At 62.6% G+C, this 16,349-nt stretch carries 23 protein-coding genes; 2 read left to right on the top strand and 21 right to left on the bottom strand.

Annotated features, from left to right (window positions below; all coding sequences use genetic code 11):
• Positions 1-32: 32 nt before the first annotated feature.
• A complete protein-coding gene (locus ACN20X_RS02115; RefSeq protein WP_473210252.1) occupies positions 33-479 on the bottom strand; it encodes a c-type cytochrome in 447 nt (148 codons plus the stop codon).
• A gap of 159 nt (positions 480-638) precedes the next feature.
• Here ACN20X_RS02115 and ACN20X_RS02110 point away from each other — a divergent pair, with 159 nt between their 5' ends.
• A complete protein-coding gene (locus tag ACN20X_RS02110) occupies positions 639-1,337 on the top strand; it encodes a cytochrome b/b6 domain-containing protein (RefSeq protein WP_473210251.1) in 699 nt (232 codons plus the stop codon).
• A gap of 65 nt (positions 1,338-1,402) precedes the next feature.
• Positions 1,403-1,894: a GNAT family N-acetyltransferase gene (locus ACN20X_RS02105; RefSeq protein ID WP_016448511.1), complete on the top strand. Its 492-nt coding sequence runs from the start codon at positions 1,403-1,405 to the stop codon at positions 1,892-1,894.
• 107 nt (positions 1,895-2,001) lie between these two features.
• Here ACN20X_RS02105 and ACN20X_RS02100 read toward each other — a convergent pair whose 3' ends face one another.
• The 20 genes from ACN20X_RS02100 to ACN20X_RS02005 all read right to left on the bottom strand — a co-directional run bounded on the left by ACN20X_RS02100 (position 2,002) and on the right by ACN20X_RS02005 (position 16,333).
• A complete protein-coding gene (locus tag ACN20X_RS02100) occupies positions 2,002-2,508 on the bottom strand; it encodes a peroxiredoxin (RefSeq protein ID WP_016448512.1) in 507 nt (168 codons plus the stop codon).
• A gap of 118 nt (positions 2,509-2,626) precedes the next feature.
• Positions 2,627-2,896 (bottom strand): 30S ribosomal protein S17, encoded by a 270-nt coding sequence (rpsQ, locus tag ACN20X_RS02095; protein WP_016448513.1) that lies wholly within the window; start codon positions 2,894-2,896, stop codon positions 2,627-2,629.
• A gap of 13 nt (positions 2,897-2,909) precedes the next feature.
• Positions 2,910-3,107 carry a 50S ribosomal protein L29 gene (gene rpmC, locus ACN20X_RS02090; protein WP_012202337.1) on the bottom strand — a complete coding sequence of 66 codons (198 nt, stop codon included), beginning with the start codon at positions 3,105-3,107 and terminating at the stop codon, positions 2,910-2,912.
• A 10-nt stretch (positions 3,108-3,117) separates the two neighbouring features.
• On the bottom strand, positions 3,118-3,534 hold the full coding sequence (rplP, locus tag ACN20X_RS02085) for a 50S ribosomal protein L16 (RefSeq protein ID WP_012202336.1): 417 nt from the start codon (positions 3,532-3,534) through the stop codon (positions 3,118-3,120).
• A 2-nt stretch (positions 3,535-3,536) separates the two neighbouring features.
• A complete protein-coding gene (gene rpsC, locus ACN20X_RS02080; protein ID WP_012202335.1) occupies positions 3,537-4,409 on the bottom strand; it encodes a 30S ribosomal protein S3 in 873 nt (290 codons plus the stop codon).
• A 16-nt stretch (positions 4,410-4,425) separates the two neighbouring features.
• Positions 4,426-4,758: a 50S ribosomal protein L22 gene (gene rplV, locus ACN20X_RS02075; protein WP_012202334.1), complete on the bottom strand. Its 333-nt coding sequence runs from the start codon at positions 4,756-4,758 to the stop codon at positions 4,426-4,428.
• A gap of 10 nt (positions 4,759-4,768) precedes the next feature.
• Positions 4,769-5,044: a 30S ribosomal protein S19 gene (rpsS, locus tag ACN20X_RS02070; RefSeq protein WP_012202333.1), complete on the bottom strand. Its 276-nt coding sequence runs from the start codon at positions 5,042-5,044 to the stop codon at positions 4,769-4,771.
• A gap of 10 nt (positions 5,045-5,054) precedes the next feature.
• Positions 5,055-5,879: a 50S ribosomal protein L2 gene (gene rplB / locus ACN20X_RS02065; RefSeq protein WP_012202332.1), complete on the bottom strand. Its 825-nt coding sequence runs from the start codon at positions 5,877-5,879 to the stop codon at positions 5,055-5,057.
• A 2-nt stretch (positions 5,880-5,881) separates the two neighbouring features.
• Positions 5,882-6,196: a 50S ribosomal protein L23 gene (gene rplW, locus ACN20X_RS02060; RefSeq protein WP_012202331.1), complete on the bottom strand. Its 315-nt coding sequence runs from the start codon at positions 6,194-6,196 to the stop codon at positions 5,882-5,884.
• Positions 6,193-6,813, bottom strand: a complete 621-nt coding sequence (gene rplD / locus ACN20X_RS02055; protein ID WP_012202330.1) for a 50S ribosomal protein L4 — start codon at positions 6,811-6,813, stop codon at positions 6,193-6,195. The genes rplW and rplD overlap by 4 nt, the downstream gene beginning before the upstream one ends.
• Positions 6,813-7,487 carry a 50S ribosomal protein L3 gene (gene rplC, locus ACN20X_RS02050; protein ID WP_012202329.1) on the bottom strand — a complete coding sequence of 225 codons (675 nt, stop codon included), beginning with the start codon at positions 7,485-7,487 and terminating at the stop codon, positions 6,813-6,815. The genes rplD and rplC overlap by 1 nt, the downstream gene beginning before the upstream one ends.
• Before the next feature lie 211 nt (positions 7,488-7,698).
• Positions 7,699-8,010 carry a 30S ribosomal protein S10 gene (rpsJ, locus tag ACN20X_RS02045; protein WP_003059431.1) on the bottom strand — a complete coding sequence of 104 codons (312 nt, stop codon included), beginning with the start codon at positions 8,008-8,010 and terminating at the stop codon, positions 7,699-7,701.
• Positions 8,011-8,034: 24 nt separating this feature from the next.
• Positions 8,035-9,225 carry an elongation factor Tu gene (gene tuf / locus ACN20X_RS02040; RefSeq protein ID WP_016448514.1) on the bottom strand — a complete coding sequence of 397 codons (1,191 nt, stop codon included), beginning with the start codon at positions 9,223-9,225 and terminating at the stop codon, positions 8,035-8,037.
• Between the two features lie 162 nt (positions 9,226-9,387).
• Positions 9,388-11,496, bottom strand: coding sequence for an elongation factor G (gene fusA, locus ACN20X_RS02035; protein WP_016448515.1), 2,109 nt, complete (start codon positions 11,494-11,496; stop codon positions 9,388-9,390).
• Positions 11,497-11,648: 152 nt separating this feature from the next.
• The gene (rpsG, locus tag ACN20X_RS02030) at positions 11,649-12,122 is read right to left on the bottom strand and encodes a 30S ribosomal protein S7 (protein ID WP_016448516.1); all 474 of its coding nucleotides are present in this window, start codon (positions 12,120-12,122) and stop codon (positions 11,649-11,651) included.
• A 160-nt stretch (positions 12,123-12,282) separates the two neighbouring features.
• On the bottom strand, positions 12,283-12,660 hold the full coding sequence (gene rpsL, locus ACN20X_RS02025; RefSeq protein ID WP_003059441.1) for a 30S ribosomal protein S12: 378 nt from the start codon (positions 12,658-12,660) through the stop codon (positions 12,283-12,285).
• A gap of 157 nt (positions 12,661-12,817) precedes the next feature.
• Positions 12,818-13,987 carry a D-alanyl-D-alanine carboxypeptidase family protein gene (locus ACN20X_RS02020; RefSeq protein WP_016453570.1) on the bottom strand — a complete coding sequence of 390 codons (1,170 nt, stop codon included), beginning with the start codon at positions 13,985-13,987 and terminating at the stop codon, positions 12,818-12,820.
• Positions 13,988-14,077: 90 nt separating this feature from the next.
• On the bottom strand, positions 14,078-14,713 hold the full coding sequence (locus ACN20X_RS02015) for an alpha/beta hydrolase (RefSeq protein ID WP_017405508.1): 636 nt from the start codon (positions 14,711-14,713) through the stop codon (positions 14,078-14,080).
• 80 nt (positions 14,714-14,793) lie between these two features.
• Complete coding sequence (locus ACN20X_RS02010) at positions 14,794-15,168, bottom strand: (2Fe-2S) ferredoxin domain-containing protein (protein ID WP_016448519.1); 375 nt, start codon at positions 15,166-15,168, stop codon at positions 14,794-14,796.
• Positions 15,169-15,178: 10 nt separating this feature from the next.
• Positions 15,179-16,333, bottom strand: a complete 1,155-nt coding sequence (locus ACN20X_RS02005; protein WP_074922622.1) for a VanZ family protein — start codon at positions 16,331-16,333, stop codon at positions 15,179-15,181.
• Positions 16,334-16,349: the final 16 nt, after the last annotated feature.

The following is a 16,349-nucleotide window of genomic DNA, read 5'->3' as shown; positions in this document are numbered from 1 at the left end:
ATCACGCCGGTTTTTTTGCATCTGCATGCCGATCAGCGGCTGCGGAAGCTGTCGTGGCAGGCCTTGCAGCTGGCAGCGGCCGGGCCGAAGGCCGCCTTGAGCTGGTCCAGGTTGCCGGACTTGGCCGCAGCAGCGAGCTTGACCGTCTCGGCCTGCATCTTCTCCGACAGATCCTGGAACTTGGCCTGCTCCTTCCAGATTTCAGGCTTGGCCTTTCCACCCTCCGTGCCTGCGCCGAAACCTGCCCAGGGCAGCTTGGCCATCAAGGCCACCACCTCGGCGTTTTCCTGGGCCGCCTTGGCATCGAAGGGGATCTTTCCGTTCGCCATCGCACCCAGGCGACCGAAGTGCTGGCCCAGCACGGCCAGCGCGCCCTGGCGGTACTTGATGGCGTCCTCGGACTTGGCAAACTGGGCGGAAGCCGGCAGCGCGGTAGCGGCCACCAGGGCGGCCAGCGCCCATGCAGAAACTTTCTTCATCGTGGTTTTCCTTTTCGAGTGTGGGGAAATCTGCCGGGCCAGTATGGCAGTGACGCCTTGCGGGCGCAGCTTTGATTGACCGCAGCCAGGGTGCATTGACTGCCGGCTCCGGAATGCAGGTCGGCACAATGCACTCATTCCCACCCACACGCTCATGCCATGGCACAAGAACCGACCGCACAAGGCGCCGCCAAGCACAAGGTCCGCATCTGGGACCTGCCCACCCGGCTGTTTCACTGGCTGCTGGCCGCAACCGTGATTGCCCTGGTCGTGACGGCCAAACTGGGCGGCAATGCCATGAACTGGCATCTGCTGCTGGGCCATGTCATGCTGGCCTTGCTGCTGTTTCGCCTGTTGTGGGGCCTGGTGGGTGGCCGCTGGTCGCGCTTTGCCAGCTTCATCCATGCACCTTCCGCCCTGCTGCGCCATCTGCGCGGACAAGGAGCGGAGAGCGACAGCGCAGGCCACAGCCCGTTGGGCGCTCTGTCCGTGCTGGCCATGCTGGCGGTGCTGATCGCCCAGGTAGGCAGCGGATTGCTCAGCGATGACGAGATTGCGTTCTCCGGGCCGCTGAGCCGCTTCGCATCGGGCGGCACGGTGGCGCAGGCCACGGCCTATCACGCGCATTGGGGACAGTATTTGCTGTACGCACTGGTGGCCCTGCATCTTCTGGCCATCGTGTTCTATGCCTGGCGCGGGCGCGGCCTGGTGCGAGCCATGGTGACCGGGGACAAACAGTTGTCCGCGCCAGTACCCGCCTCACGCGACACGGCAGGCAGCCGTTGGCTGGCCTTGGCCCTGGCCTTCGGGGCAGGCGCTGCGGCATGGTGGATACAGCAGCTTGGTGGCGCTTTCTGACGGCGCAGCCAGAGGTGGGCCGCTTGCCGCTACACTGCGCTTTCCGTCGTTTTAGCTGAGTGCCCGTGGACAAGCCTGCTGTCGCCTTGCTGGCGCCGAATCCCGCGGAAGACTGGGACGAAGTCCGCCAGATCTTCCGGGAGTACGCTGCAAGCCTGGATGTCGATCTGCAATTTCAAGATTTCGAGGCCGAGATCGCCGATCTGCCCGGCGACTACGCTGCGCCGCGCGGCCACATCCTGCTGGCCAGGGTCGATGGCGCAGTGGCCGGCTGCTGCGCCCTGCGCCCCCTGGACAACTGCGACTACGCCAATGCCGCCGAGATGAGGCGCCTGTTCGTGCGCAAGGCCTTTCGCGGTTTCGGACTGGGTCGGCAGCTGGCCGAAGCCATGCTTGATGTGGCGCGCCAGGCCGGCTATGACCATGTGCTGCTGGACACGCTGGACGACATGGAATCGGCCCGCGCCCTCTACGTCGACCTGGGCTTCGAGGAAATCCCGCCCTACTATCACAACCCCATCGCGGGGGCGCACTACCTCAAGGCCGATATTTTCTAGGCCGGCCTGGCTGAACCAGCGCCCCCAATACAAAAAGGCATTGCACCCGGGTGCAATGCCTTTTTTCGCAATAGCGCGGTGCGCAGGCCAGAAGGCCGGCAGCGCGATCAGGCCTTGGCCTGGCCCAGCAAAGTGGCCGCGTCGCTGACCTCGAACTTGCCAGGGCCTTCCACGTTCAGCGTGACGACCTTGCCGTCCTTGACCAGCATGGAATAGCGGTTGCTGCGCAGGCCCAGGCCCTTGCCGTTCAGATCCAGCGTCAGGCCGGTGGCCTTGGCGAATGCGGCGTCGCCGTCGGCCAGCATGCGCACCTTGCCATCGGTCTTCTGGTCGCGGGCCCATGCGCCCATCACGAAGGCGTCGTTGACCGACAGGCACCAGATCTCGTCCACGCCGGCAGCCTTGAAGGCTTCGGCCTGCTCCACGAAGCCGGGCACATGCTTGGCCGAGCAGGTGGGAGTGAATGCCCCGGGCACGGCGAAGACCGCGATGGTCTTGCCTGCAGCGGCTTCGGGCAGCTTCACGGGGTTGGGGCCGATGCTGCAGCCATTGCCTTCGACTTCCACGTATTCCATCAGGGTGGCAGCGGGCAGGGCATCTCCGACTTTGATCATCTCTATCTCCTTTGTGGTGCAAAACCGGGGGCTGCCGAAATGGCGGTCCCCAAACGAAAAAACGACCCACATTGTGGGTCGTTTCCTGTGGCTTTGCAGCCGGTGGGCCTAGGTAGGCTTACACCAGAGCAGCCTTTTGCACCAAGCGGGTAGCAACCCAGTTCTTGGTCTTGGACAGCGGGCGGCTTTCCGTGATTTCGATCACGTCGCCCAGCTTGTACTCACCTTGCTCGTCGTGAGCGTGGTACTTGCTGGACTTGATCATGATCTTGTCATAGATCGGGTGCTTGACGCGGCGTTCAACCATGACCGTCACGGTCTTGGCACGCTTGTCGCTGACCACCTTGCCAATCAAGGTGCGCTTGAGGGATTTTTTAGCTTCCGTCATGTCGGCTTCCTGATTACTTGGCGGCTTGCTTTTCAGCAAGGATGGTCTTGGCGCGGGCGATGTCACGGCGCGTGGTACGCAGCGTGTTCGTGTTACCCAGCTGTTGCGTGGCCTTTTGCATACGCAGACCAAAGTGAGCCTTTTGCAGGGACTTCACTTCGGCTTCCAGGCCGGCAACGTCTTTTTGGCGGAGTTCAGCAGCTTTCGTCATGTTGTTCTCCTTAGGCACCAATTTGACGGGACACGAAGGTCGTACGCAGCGGCAGCTTTGCAGCGGCCAGGCGGAACGCTTCACGAGCCAGCTCTTCAGGGACGCCCACGATTTCGTAGAGCACCTTGCCGGGCTGGATTTCGGCCACGTAGTACTCGGGGTTGCCCTTACCGTTACCCATACGCACTTCTGCGGGCTTGGTAGAGATTGGCTTGTCCGGGAACACGCGGATCCAGATACGACCGCCGCGCTTGACGTGACGCGAGATCGCGCGGCGAGCCGCTTCGATCTGACGTGCCGTCAGGCGACCACGGTCAGTGGACTTCAGGCCGAAGTCACCGAAAGCAACGGAGTTACCACGCGTTGCAATACCGGTGTTGCGACCCTTTTGCTCCTTGCGGTATTTGCGGCGAGCAGGTTGCAGCATCTTTATTCTCCTTTACCGTCCGCTGCTGTAGCGGGCGCGTCAGTCTTGCGAACGCGCTTAACGGAATCAGCGCCAGCGCCGGCGGGCTTGTCGCTGCCGTCTGCAGGTGCTGCGTTAGCGCCTGCGGGGCGGCGGGCACCACGGCCAGCACCGTCACGACGACCATCGCCGCGACCATCGCGGCGGGGGCCGCGAGGACGACGCTCTTCTTCGGGGCGGGGGGTCTCGGCTGCCGGCAGGTCGTTACGACCCAGCGTGTCACCCTTGTAGACCCAGACCTTCACACCGATCACACCGTAGGTCGTCTTGGCTTCGGAGAAGCCATAGTCGATGTCGGCGCGCAGCGTGTGAAGTGGCACACGGCCTTCGCGGTACCACTCGCAGCGTGCAATTTCGATACCGTTCAGACGGCCCGAAGACATGATCTTGATGCCTTGGGCACCCAGACGCATGGCGTTTTGCATCGCACGCTTCATGGCGCGGCGGAACATGATGCGCTTTTCGAGCTGCTGGCAGATCGAGTCGGCGATCAGCTTGGCATCGATTTCAGGCTTGCGCACTTCTTCGATGTTCACAGCCACGGGCACGCCCAGACGGGTTGCGAGTTCCTTCTTCAGGTTCTCGATGTCCTCGCCCTTCTTGCCGATCACGACACCAGGACGTGCCGAGAAGATCGTGATGCGGGCGTTCTTTGCAGGACGCTCGATCAGGATGCGCGACACGGCGGCGTTCTTCAGCTTGGCCTTCAGGAACTCGCGCACCTTGATGTCTTCGGCCAGCATGCCGGCGAAGTCGCGGTTGCTTGCGTACCAACGGCTGGCCCAGTTGCGGCTAACAGCCAGGCGGAAGCCGGTAGGATGGATTTTCTGTCCCATATTCTTCCCAGGCCTTTCAGTTGCCAACCGTCACGTACACGTGGCACGTGGGCTTGCTGATGCGATTGCCGCGGCCCTTTGCACGCGCGGTGAAGCGCTTGAGCGTGGTGCCTTGTTCGACGAAGATGGTCTTGACCTTCAGTTCGTCGATGTCGGCGCCGTCGTTGTGCTCGGCGTTGGCGATGGCGGACTCGAGCACCTTCTTGATGATCACGGCAGCTTTTTTCTGCGTGAACGTCAGGATGTTCAGGGCTTGGTCCACTTTCTTGCCGCGGATCAGGTCCGCGACCAGGCGACCCTTGTCCACAGACAGGCGGACGCCACGGAGAACAGCACGTGTTTCAGACATGTTCTATTCCTTACTTCTTGGCTTTTTTGTCCGCCGGGTGACCCTTGAAGGTACGGGTCAGCGCGAATTCGCCGAGCTTGTGGCCGACCATCTGGTCAGTCACATACACGGGCACGTGCTGCTTGCCGTTGTGCACGGCAATGGTCAGACCGATGAACTCGGGCAGAACCATGGAGCGACGCGACCAGGTCTTGACGGGCTTCTTGTCCTTGGTGGCGACGGCCTTCTCGGCCTTTGCCAGCAAGTGATGGTCAACAAACGGACCCTTTTTAAGAGAACGAGTCATTTGCTACCCTTTACTTCTTACGACGCGACACAATCATCGACTGCGTGCGCTTGTTGTTACGGGTACGGTAGCCCTTCGTCAGGTTGCCCCATGGGTCAACAGCGTGACGACCTTCACCGGTCTTGCCTTCACCACCACCGTGCGGGTGATCGACAGGGTTCATCACCACGCCGCGAACGGTCGGGCGGATACCCATCCAGCGCTTCACACCGGCCTTGCCCAGACGGCGCAGGCTGTGCTCTTCGTTGGCGACTTCACCGATGGTCGCGCGGCATTCGATGTGCACCTTGCGCACTTCGCCGGAACGCATACGCACTTGGGCGTAGATGCCTTCACGGGCCAGCAGCGTAGCCGACGTACCTGCCGAACGGGCGATCTGCGCGCCAGCGCCGATCTTCAGTTCGATGCAGTGGATGGTCGAACCCACGGGGATGTTGCGGATCGGCAGGGTGTTGCCCACGCGGATCGGGGCTTCCGAACCGCTGACGATCGTTGCGCCGACTTCCAGGTTGCGCGGAGCAATGATGTAGCGACGCTCGCCGTCGGCATAGCACACCAGAGCGATGTGGGCCGTACGGTTGGGGTCGTACTCAATGCGCTCGACCTTGGCGGGGATGCCGTCCTTGGTGCGCTTGAAGTCCACCACGCGATAGTGGTGCTTGTGGCCACCGCCCTTGTGACGGGTGGTGATGTGACCGTTGTTGTTACGGCCCGACTTCTGGTGCTGAGGCTCCAGCAGGGGGGCGAAACCTGCACCCTTGTGCAGATGGTCACGCGTGACCTTGACCGTGCCGCGTTGGCCGGGGGTCGTCGGTTTGAGCTTGATAACAGCCATGATTACGCAGCCTCCCCGGACAGGTTCAGCTCTTGACCGGGCTTGAGCATCACGTAGGCCTTGCGAACGTGGTCGCGGCGGCCGGTGGTCTTGCCAAAGCGCTTGGTCTTGCCCTTGATGTTCACCACGGAGACACCAGCAACTTCCACCTTGAACATCAGTTCCACGGCGGCCTTGATTTCATGCTTGGTGGCGCTCTGCAGCACCTTGAACGTCACGGCGTTGGACTTCTCTGCAACCATGGTGGCCTTTTCGGACACGATGGGAGCAACCAACACCTGCATCAGACGACCTTCGTCAAACTTGAGCGTGCTCATTCGAACATCTCCTTGAGTTTGTCGATCGCACCCTTGGTGACGAGCACTTTCTTGTAGTGCACCAGCGACACGGGGTCGGCGTAGCGCGGCTCGACCACGAACACGTTCTTCAGATTGCGGGAAGCCAGGTACAGGTTCTCGTCGACTTCTTCAGCGATCACCATGACCGATTCCAGGTTCATGGCCTTGAACTTGTCGGCCAGCACCTTGGTCTTGGGGCTTTCGAGCTTGAGCGAGTCCACCACGGCCAGACGGCCTTCGCGGGCCAGCTGCGACAGGATGGCAACCATGCCGGCGCGGTACATCTTCTTGTTGATCTTCTGCGTGAAGTTTTCTTCAGGCAGATTCGGGAAGATGCGGCCGCCGCCACGCCACAGAGGCGAGGAGGACATACCGGCACGAGCACGGCCGGTACCCTTTTGCTTGAACGGCTTGGCGGTCGTGTGACGAACCTGCTCGCGGTCCTTCTGAGCGCGAGTGCCCTGGCGTGCGTTGGCACGGTAGGCGATCACGATCTGGTGGACGAGGTCTTCGTTGAATTCACGGCCGAAAACAGTCTCGGGCGCATCAAACTTGGATGCGGCCTGGCCTTGTTCATTCAGGAGTTCGAGCTGCATTAGTTCGCTCCCTTGGAAGCTTTGGCCTTGATGGCGGGGCGCACCGTCACGAAGCCACCCTTGGAGCCCGGAACAGCGCCCTTGATCAAGAGCAGTTGGCGTGCTTCGTCAATGCGAACCACGTCGAGATTTTGGGTGGTGATGGTTTCATCGCCCATGTGGCCGGTCATCTTCTTGCCCGGGAACACGCGACCTGGATCCTGGGCCATCGAGATGGAGCCGGGAACATTGTGCGAACGGCTGTTGCCGTGCGAGGCGCGCTGCGAGCGGAAGTTGTGACGCTTGATGGTGCCGGCGAAGCCCTTACCGATGGAAGTGCCTTGCACGTCCACCTTCTGGCCCACCGAGAACAGCTCGGCGACGGGCAGGACGGAGCCTGCGGCGTACTTGCCAGCGGTTTCTTCGGTCACGCGGAATTCACCCATCACTTCACCGGCTTCGACACCTGCCTTGGCAAGGTGGCCGGCTTCTGGCTTGGTCACGCGAGATGCCTTGCGCGAACCGAAAGTGACCTGCAGGGCCACGTAGCCATCGTTCTCTTGGGTTTTGACCTGAGTCACGCGGTTGTTCGACACATCCACCACTGTGACAGGCACTGCGTCCCCATCATCAGTGAACAGACGCATCATGCCCACCTTGCGACCCAGCAACCCGAGGGAGTTGCTCAGACTCATTTGTTTGCTCCAAAACTTCCGCCGCTGAAACTGCAATTGGCCCAGCGTTGCGCTCCCGCCCCAGATGACCAAGGCCTTGCGCACGAAAGAAGGTTGATAAAACTTCGCTCAAGAAAGGCGAAGCCCCAAATTTTAACGCGAACTGCCTTTTCAAGCAAGTTCGCGTTAAATCAAAGCCCTTCAACGGCCCCGCAAGGGGCCTGTGAAGTACTTATTGCAGCTTGATCTCGACGTCCACACCTGCGGGCAGGTCCAGCTTCATCAGAGCGTCAACCGTCTTGTCAGTCGGGTCAACGATGTCCATCAGGCGCTGGTGAGTGCGGATTTCGAACTGGTCGCGGCTGGTCTTGTTGACGTGCGGCGAGCGCAGGATGTCGAAGCGCTTCATGCGTGTCGGCAGGGGCACGGGACCCTTGACGATGGCGCCGGTGCGCTTGGCAGTGTCAACGATTTCAGCAGCCGACTGGTCGATCAGCTTGTAGTCAAACGCCTTCAGGCGGATGCGGATTTTTTGCTTGGACATTGTGTATTCCTAGTTTTCTAAGAATTACGCAATGATCTTTGCAACCACGCCAGCGCCCACGGTACGGCCGCCTTCGCGGATAGCGAAGCGCAGACCTTCTTCCATGGCGATGGGGGCGATCAGCTTGACGGTGATCGACACGTTATCGCCAGGCATCACCATTTCCTTGTCGGCGGGCAGCTCGATGGAGCCGGTCACGTCGGTCGTGCGGAAATAGAACTGGGGACGGTAGTTGTTGAAGAACGGAGTGTGGCGACCACCTTCGTCCTTGGACAGCACGTACACCTCAGCCGTGAAGTGGGTGTGGGGCTTGATGGAGCCGGGCTTGCACAGCACTTGGCCGCGTTCCACGTCTTCACGCTTGGTGCCGCGCAGCAGCAGGCCCACGTTGTCGCCAGCCTGGCCTTGGTCCAGCAGCTTGCGGAACATTTCCACGCCGGTGACGATGGTCTTCTGGGTGTCGCGGATACCGACGATTTCGATTTCTTCGCCGACCTTGATGATGCCGCGCTCAACGCGACCGGTCACCACGGTGCCACGGCCGGAGATCGAGAACACGTCTTCCACGGGCATTGCGAAGGCACCGTCCACAGCGCGCTCGGGCGTGGGGATGTAGGTGTCCAGGGCTTCAGCCAGACGCAGGATGGCGGGCTCGCCCTTGTCGCTTGCGTCACCTTCCAGGGCCAGCTTGGCCGAGCCGCGGATGATGGGGGTGTCGTCGCCGGGGAAGTCGTACTTGGCCAGCAGCTCGCGCACTTCCATTTCGACCAGCTCCAGCAGCTCTTCGTCGTCCACCATGTCGCACTTGTTCAGGAACACGATGATGTAGGGCACGCCCACCTGACGAGCCAGCAGGATGTGCTCGCGGGTCTGGGGCATCGGGCCGTCAGCGGCCGAGCACACCAGGATAGCGCCGTCCATCTGAGCAGCGCCGGTGATCATGTTCTTGACGTAGTCGGCGTGGCCGGGGCAGTCAACGTGAGCGTAGTGGCGGTTGGCCGTTTCGTACTCGACGTGGGCGGTGTTGATCGTGATGCCGCGGGCCTTTTCTTCAGGTGCTGCGTCGATCTGGTCGTAAGCCTTGGCTTCGCCGCCGAACTTCTTGGACAGAACGGTGGCGATGGCAGCCGTCAGGGTCGTCTTGCCGTGGTCCACGTGACCGATGGTGCCCACGTTGACGTGGGGCTTGGTCCGCTCGAATTTTTCCTTTGCCATGATTTCTCCGAAAGAGCAAAACCTGTGTGATGTTTAAGGTCTGCATCCCATTGCTTGGTCGCCCCGCACAGGTGACAGGACGGCATGGGATCGCAGACCGGCAAAAATCGCAGCCCCTTTTCAGGGGCTGCGACTCAAAAGCCTTCGATTATACAAAAAGCCTTACTTGGCGCGAGCAGCCACGATGGCTTCGGCCACGTTGCGGGGAGCTTCGGCGTAGTGCTTGAACTCCATCGTGTACGTAGCGCGGCCTTGCGTCTGCGAACGCAGCGAAGTGGCGTAGCCGAACATTTCCGACAGCGGCACTTCGGCCTTGATGGACTTGCCACCGCCGGCCATGTCGTCCATGCCCTGCACCATGCCGCGACGCGAGGACAGGTCGCCCATCACGGTGCCGGCGTAGTCTTCAGGCGTCTCGACTTCCACGGCCATCATGGGCTCGAGGATGACGGGGCTGGCCTTCTTGGCGCCTTCCTTGAAGCCGAAGATGGCAGCCATCTTGAAGGCCATTTCGTTCGAGTCCACATCGTGGTACGAACCGAAGGTCAGGCGCACCTTGACGTCCACCACGGGGTAGCCGGCCAGCACGCCGGAAGTCAGCGCCTCGATCACGCCCTTCTCGACCGCAGGGATGTATTCGCGAGGAACCACACCGCCCTTGATTTCGTCGACGAACTCGAAGCCCTTGCCGGCTTCCTGGGGTTCCAGGGTCAGCACGACGTGGCCGTACTGACCCTTGCCGCCGGACTGGCGAACGAACTTGCCGTCCACATCGGTAACCTTCTGGCGAATGGTTTCGCGGTAGGCCACCTGGGGCTTGCCCACGTTGGCTTCCACGTTGAATTCGCGCTTCATGCGGTCAACGATGATTTCCAGGTGCAGCTCGCCCATGCCGGCGATGATGGTCTGGCCCGATTCTTCATCGGTGCGCACGCGGAAGGACGGATCTTCAGCAGCCAGGCGCGACAGGGCGATGCCCATCTTTTCCTGGTCGGCCTTGGACTTGGGCTCCACGGCCTGTGCAATCACGGGCTCGGGGAAGACCATGCGTTCCAGCACGATGGGAGCTTCGACGGCGCACAGCGTTTCGCCGGTGGTCACGTCCTTCAGGCCCACGCAGGCAGCGATGTCGCCGGCGCGGATTTCTTCGACTTCCACGCGCTCGTTGGCCATCATCTGCACGATACGGCCGATACGCTCCTTCTTGCCCTTGACCGAGTTGAACACGGTGTCGCCCTTGGTCAGGACGCCCGAGTACACGCGCACGAAGGTCAGCTGGCCGACGAACGGGTCGGTCATCAGCTTGAAGGCCAGGGCCGAGAACTTTTCGCCGTCGTCTGCCTTGCGGCTGAGCTTGGTTTCTTCGTTTTCGGGATCGGTACCGGTGACGTCAGGGATGTCCACAGGCGCCGGCAGGTAGTCGATCACGGCGTCCAGCATGCGCTGCACACCCTTGTTCTTGAAGGCGGTACCGCACAGCATGGGCTGGATTTCGGTAGCCAGCGTACGAGCGCGCAGGCCGGCCTTCACGTCTTCTTCGGACAGAGTACCTTCTTCCAGGTACTTGTTCATCAGGTCTTCGCTGGCTTCGGCAGCGGCTTCCACGAGATTTTCACGCCACTTGTTGGCGGTCTCCACCAGCTCGGCGGGGATTTCGTGGTATTCGAACTTCATGCCTTGCGAGGCTTCGTCCCAGATGATGGCCTTCATCTTGACGAGGTCGACCACGCCCTTGAAGTTTTCTTCGGCACCGATCGGGATCACGACGGGCACGGGGTTGGCCTTCAGGCGCAGCTTCATCTGCTCGACGACCTTGAAGAAGTTGGCGCCGGTACGGTCCATCTTGTTCACGAAGGCCAGACGAGGCACCTTGTACTTGTTGGCCTGACGCCACACGGTTTCCGACTGGGGCTGCACGCCGCCCACGGCGCAGTACACCATGCAGGCGCCGTCCAGCACGCGCATGGAACGCTCCACCTCAATGGTGAAGTCCACGTGGCCGGGGGTGTCGATGATGTTGAAACGGTGCTCGGGGTAGGACAGGTCCATGCCCTTCCAGAAGCAGGTCACTGCAGCGGAAGTGATGGTGATGCCGCGCTCTTGCTCTTGCTCCATCCAGTCGGTCGTAGCAGCGCCGTCGTGCACTTCGCCCAGCTTGTGGGTCACACCGGTGTAGAACAGGATACGTTCGGTGGTGGTGGTTTTGCCGGCGTCGATGTGGGCGGAGATACCGATATTGCGGTAGCGCTCGATGGGGGTCTTGCGAGCCATGATGGATCCTTGATTGATCGTATGGAGGGAGTCTCTGCCCGTTCCAGCCTCATGGTGCAGACGGACAGCAGTCTTATCTGGGGATGCTCCTAATCGAGACAAGGCCGCAGGCAAAAATGCATGCGGCCCGTCTGATCAGGAGCGAAGCGCTCTTAGAAGCGGAAGTGGCTGAACGCCTTGTTGGCTTCGGCCATGCGGTGCACTTCGTCACGGCGCTTCATGGCGCCGCCACGGCCTTCGGTGGCCTCGAGCAGCTCGTTGGCCAGGCGCTGGGCCATGGACTTCTCGCCGCGCTTGCGTGCAGCTTCCTTCAGCCAACGCATGGACAGGGCCAGGCGACGCACGGGACGCACTTCGACGGGCACCTGGTAGTTGGCACCGCCGACGCGGCGGGACTTCACTTCGACCATGGGCTTCACGTTGTTGATGGCAACGATGAAGGCTTCCAGCGGGTCTTTGTCAGGGTGCTTCTTTTGAATCAGGTCCAGGGCACCGTAGATGATGCGTTCTGCGACCGCCTTCTTGCCGCCTTCCATGATCACGTTCATGAACTTGGACAGCTCGACATTGCCGAACTTGGGATCCGGCAGGATTTCACGTTTGGGGACTTCGCGACGACGTGGCATTTTTTACCTCTATCTTGCTTCAGTTGGCGTCTTTTCAGACACCGCGAGAGCCAACAGGACTCCCACTTACTCGACCCGCGCAAAACACTTGCGTTTGGGGTCACTACGCTGGATCTCGCGCCACGCGGGATACAGCACCTTCTTCGAAAAAACGCAGGGCTTACTTGGCCTTGGGCTTCTTCGCGCCGTACTTGGAACGGGCTTGCTTGCGGTCCTTGACGCCTTGCAGGTCAAGGGAGCCACGCACGATGTGGTAACGCACACCGGGCAAGTCCTTCACACGGCCGCCGCGCACCAGCACAACGCTGTGCTCTTGAAGGTTGTGGCCTTCACCACCGATGTAGGAGATGACCTCGAAGCCGTTGGTCAGGCGCACCTTGGCAACCTTACGCAGAGCGGAGTTAGGCTTCTTGGGCGTCGTGGTGTACACACGGGTGCACACGCCGCGGCGCTGAGGGCAGTTTTCCATAGCAGGGCTCTTGGATTTGACAACTTCGACCGTGCGGCCCTGACGCACGAGTTGGTTAATGGTTGGCATTAATAAACGTCCCTAAACGTGAATTGCTTGCGAAAAGCGAAAACGTGAATCCCTTCGGAAATTCCGAAAAGCCCTCGACTGTACCAGCTTGCAGGAGATCGCACAACTGCACCCCCTTCAAGCCGGTACGCGAGGGCCTGCGCGACAGGCGCGGGGCTTACTTGATCCAGAGGCGGATCGCATCCCAGGCACGGCCGAAGAAGCCAGCCTGCTCCACGCCTTCAAGCGCCACCAGCGGCACTTCGGCCACGGTGTCGGCTCCCAGCTTGACCTTGAGCGTGCCCATGGCCTGGCCCTTGGTGAACGGAGCGATCAGCGGGTCCTGGCGCACGACTTCGGTGCTCAGCTTGCCGCCACTGCCGGCCGGCACGGTGACCACGATGGGCGTGGTGCGGCCGATCTTGACGGTGCCCGCCTTGCCCTTCCAGACCTCGGGCGTGGCCACGGCCTGCTCGGCATCGAACAGCTTGACCGAGTCGAAGGCCGCATAGCCCCAGTTCAGCAGCTTCTGGCTTTCATTGGCGCGCGCGTTCTCGCTGGCGGCGCCCAGCACGATGGAGATCAGGCGGCGGCTGCCCACGTTGGGCAGATCGCGCTTGGCCGTGGCCACCAGGCAGTAGCCGGCCGCAGCGGTGTGGCCGGTCTTGAGGCCGTCCACGGTCGGGTCGCGGAACAGCAGCGAGTTGCGGTTGGTGCCGTTGGAGGCCGGCGTGCCCGGGTAGAAGTACTTCTTGGTCGAGTAGTAGTGCATGTACTCGGGGAAGTCCTGCATCAGGCGCTGCGCGAGGATGGACAGGTCGCGCGCCGTGGTCAGGTGGCCGGGCTCGGTCAGGCCTTCGGGGTTCTTGTAGCTGGTGTTCTTCATGCCCAGCGCCTTGGCCTGCTCGTTCATGAGCCGCACGAAGTTCTCGGCCGAGCCGCCCACGCCTTCGGCCAGGGCCATGGTGGCGTCGTTGCCGGATTGCACGATCATGCCCTTGATCAGGTCATCCACCGGCACCTGCATCTTGGGGTCGATGAACATGCGCGAGCCCGGCATCTTCCAGGCGCGCTCGCTGACGGGCAGGCGCTGCTCCAGCGTGATCTTCTTGGCGCGCAGTGCGTCGAAGACCAGGTAGCCGGTCATCAGCTTGGTCAGCGAGGCCTGCTCGATGGGCGCATCGATGTCCTTGGCACCCAGCACCTGGTTGGCGGTGACATCGACCAGCAGATAGTTGCGCGCCGCGATCTCGGGCGGCTGGGGCGGGGTGATCTGCGCCAGCGCCAGGGCCGGCGCCATGGCCGCTGCCAGTGCCAGGACTCGCAGCGTGGAGGAAATGGGCTTCATGAGGAAAACTCTCGCTAAAGGGCAGGTAAAGCAGGAAAGGCGGAAGATGCCGCCGGCTGGGGCGGGCCTATTGAGCAGCGGCGCGGGCCGCTAGGGAAGTGAGCGCAAATGGCGGACCACGAGACTCTTGAGCAGCGGCAATTGTCCGTGAAAGAAATGACCGCCCCCGGGCACGACGGTAACAGGCAGTATCTGCGGGCGCGCCCAGTCCATGACGGCCGACAGCGGCACCGTGTCATCGGCCTCGCCGTGCACCACCAATGTCCGGTCATGGGCTTCGGGCGGCACGGGGGCCACCGAGAAACGGCTGGCCGCCGTGCCCACCAGCACAGCCTTTTCCACCCGGCCTTCATTCCACAGGCCCGCCAGCACATGGCTGGTGACGAAGGCGCCGAAGGAAAAGCCCGCCAGCGCGATCGGCCCTTCGGGAGCGACCTGGCGGACCACGGACAGCATGTCCTCGGCCTCGCCGATGCCTGCGTCGTGCTCGCCGGCACTGGCACCCACGCCACGGAAGTTGAAGCGTACGGCCGTGTAGCCGCACTGCACGAAGGCCCGCGCCAGGGTCTGCACCACCTTGTTGTCCATGGTGCCGCCAAACAGCGGATGGGGGTGGGCGATGATGGCCACGCCGCGCGCAGTCGCATCGGCGGCCGGCGCGTCGCGCAGGGCCTCCACGGCCCCGGCAAGGCCGGTCAGGGTCAAACGTTCGGTCTGCGCATTCACAATCGCTATCCTAGTAGTAGCAGCCAGTCCAAGCTGACAAAGCACTGATGCCCGGAAAGGCCCAAAGTTCCAGCCGGTGCTCAGCGGCCCACGTCGGGCGGCAGCAGCAGGCGCTCCACGGGCTGGCCGTTCTTGAGATGGGACTCGACGATCTCGTCGATATCGGTCTCGTCCACGAAGGTGTACCAGGTGCCTTCGGGGTAGACCACGGCCACGGGCCCGCCCGCGCAGCGGTCCAGGCAGCCGGCCTTGTTCACGCGCACCTGGCCCTTGCCGGCCAGGCCCAGCTGCTTGACCTGCTTCTTGCAGTGGTCGAAGCCTGCCTTGGCGCCGTGCAGCGCACAGCAGTCCTCGCCGCCAGGCCTCTCGTTGAGGCAAAAGAAGATGTGGCGCGCATAGTAGTTGCCTGCGCCTTGCTGGCCGCCTTCGGCCCCGGGACGTGGGTTTTCGCTCATGCAGCGGATTCTAGGCCTGCGTCTGCTGCCCCGAAGGCGCCGGGGGCGCTGAAGGTGCAGGCGGCAGCGGCCCTGCATCGCGGCGCGCCACCCTGAGCAGCACGTAGACCAGGGTGGCATAGGGCCACAGCCAGCCCAGCCACTGCCCCAGCCCGTAGAAGCGGATGAAACGCCCCTGCTCCCAGGCCTGCAGCGTCTCGGAGAAATAGGCACTGGTGGGCGCCTGGTTCAGGATGCTCAGTTGCAGCACCAGCACCAGCATCAGCAGGGCTGCACAGGCGCGGCGCGGCAGCGGCAGGGCCACCATGGCCAGGCCCACGCCGCCCCATACGCCCATGCGCACCGGCAGGTCCACCCACTCCCAGGCATGGGCAGGCCCCCAGCTCAGCGCGGCCGACATCGCCGAGACCGCGATGCCGATCACAATGGCCGAGCCCGCCAGCACGGCGCGCCGACCCATGTGGCGCATCACGCAATAGGCCAGCAGGCAGGGCACCCACAGGCCCAGCATCACGCACAGCATCTCGGTCACGGGCGATAGCGGCGTCAGGGCCGACTCGCGCAGCGGCAGCCACATGAGAAAGGGCGTGCCTTCGAGCAGATCCAGCAGCCCCTGCTCCAGCCGCTCCAGCACCTGGCCCAGGCCAAAGGGCACGGCGGCGGGAAAGAGCAGCGCCCAGGGCCACAGCGCCAGCAGCACCATGGCGCCGCCGCCATCCTCGCCCAGCCAATGGGTGCGAAAGGCGCTCCAGCGCGCCAGGGCGCCCAGGCGCTCCAGCAGCAGCGCCACCAGCGCGCCCAACAAGGTGCCGCCCGCATTGAGCACCAGATCCAGATTGGAGGGAACGCGCCGCGGCAGGTAGATCTGCAGGAACTCCATGGACAGCGACAGCAGGGTGCCTGCCAGCGCCGCCAGCGGCACGGCCGCGCGCGGGCTGCCGCTGCGCACCAGGGCCAGCGCCAGGAAAAAGCCCAGCGGCGCGTAGCCGACGATATTGGTATTGACGTCGAACCAGGTCCAGTACGGCGGCGGGATCTTTGCCGTCAGGAAGACCAGCGGATCAATGCCCTGGGCACGCCAGCCATCGAAGGGAAACAGGCTGGCGAAAACGATGAGCACCGCATAGACCAGTGCCAGCGGCCAGGCCGAAGTCTTTTGCACCACGCCCTGCCTCCCTCTT

It is taken from the genome of Delftia sp. PX-1 (assembly GCF_055797465.1).
The sequence above is the reverse complement of the archived record's forward strand: the minus strand, read 5'-3'. Positions and strand labels throughout refer to the sequence as shown.

Coding starts and splice junctions, on each gene's coding strand:
- ACN20X_RS02115 (WP_473210252.1), bottom strand. CDS start 479: ATGAAGAAAGTTTCTGCATGGGCGCTGGCCGCCCTGGTGGCCGCTACC.
- ACN20X_RS02110 (WP_473210251.1), top strand. CDS start 639: ATGGCACAAGAACCGACCGCACAAGGCGCCGCCAAGCACAAGGTCCGC.
- ACN20X_RS02100 (WP_016448512.1), bottom strand. CDS start 2,508: ATGATCAAAGTCGGAGATGCCCTGCCCGCTGCCACCCTGATGGAATAC.
- rpsQ (WP_016448513.1), bottom strand. CDS start 2,896: ATGACGGAAGCTAAAAAATCCCTCAAGCGCACCTTGATTGGCAAGGTG.
- rpmC (WP_012202337.1), bottom strand. CDS start 3,107: ATGACGAAAGCTGCTGAACTCCGCCAAAAAGACGTTGCCGGCCTGGAA.
- rplP (WP_012202336.1), bottom strand. CDS start 3,534: ATGCTGCAACCTGCTCGCCGCAAATACCGCAAGGAGCAAAAGGGTCGC.
- rpsC (WP_012202335.1), bottom strand. CDS start 4,409: ATGGGACAGAAAATCCATCCTACCGGCTTCCGCCTGGCTGTTAGCCGC.
- rplV (WP_012202334.1), bottom strand. CDS start 4,758: ATGTCTGAAACACGTGCTGTTCTCCGTGGCGTCCGCCTGTCTGTGGAC.
- rpsS (WP_012202333.1), bottom strand. CDS start 5,044: ATGACTCGTTCTCTTAAAAAGGGTCCGTTTGTTGACCATCACTTGCTG.
- rplB (WP_012202332.1), bottom strand. CDS start 5,879: ATGGCTGTTATCAAGCTCAAACCGACGACCCCCGGCCAACGCGGCACG.
- rplW (WP_012202331.1), bottom strand. CDS start 6,196: ATGAGCACGCTCAAGTTTGACGAAGGTCGTCTGATGCAGGTGTTGGTT.
- rplD (WP_012202330.1), bottom strand. CDS start 6,813: ATGCAGCTCGAACTCCTGAATGAACAAGGCCAGGCCGCATCCAAGTTT.
- rplC (WP_012202329.1), bottom strand. CDS start 7,487: ATGAGTCTGAGCAACTCCCTCGGGTTGCTGGGTCGCAAGGTGGGCATG.
- rpsJ (WP_003059431.1), bottom strand. CDS start 8,010: ATGTCCAAGCAAAAAATCCGCATCCGCCTGAAGGCGTTTGACTACAAG.
- tuf (WP_016448514.1), bottom strand. CDS start 9,225: ATGGCAAAGGAAAAATTCGAGCGGACCAAGCCCCACGTCAACGTGGGC.
- fusA (WP_016448515.1), bottom strand. CDS start 11,496: ATGGCTCGCAAGACCCCCATCGAGCGCTACCGCAATATCGGTATCTCC.
- rpsG (WP_016448516.1), bottom strand. CDS start 12,122: ATGCCACGTCGTCGCGAAGTCCCCAAACGTGAAATCCTGCCGGATCCC.
- rpsL (WP_003059441.1), bottom strand. CDS start 12,660: ATGCCAACCATTAACCAACTCGTGCGTCAGGGCCGCACGGTCGAAGTT.
- ACN20X_RS02020 (WP_016453570.1), bottom strand. CDS start 13,987: ATGAAGCCCATTTCCTCCACGCTGCGAGTCCTGGCACTGGCAGCGGCC.
- ACN20X_RS02010 (WP_016448519.1), bottom strand. CDS start 15,168: ATGAGCGAAAACCCACGTCCCGGGGCCGAAGGCGGCCAGCAAGGCGCA.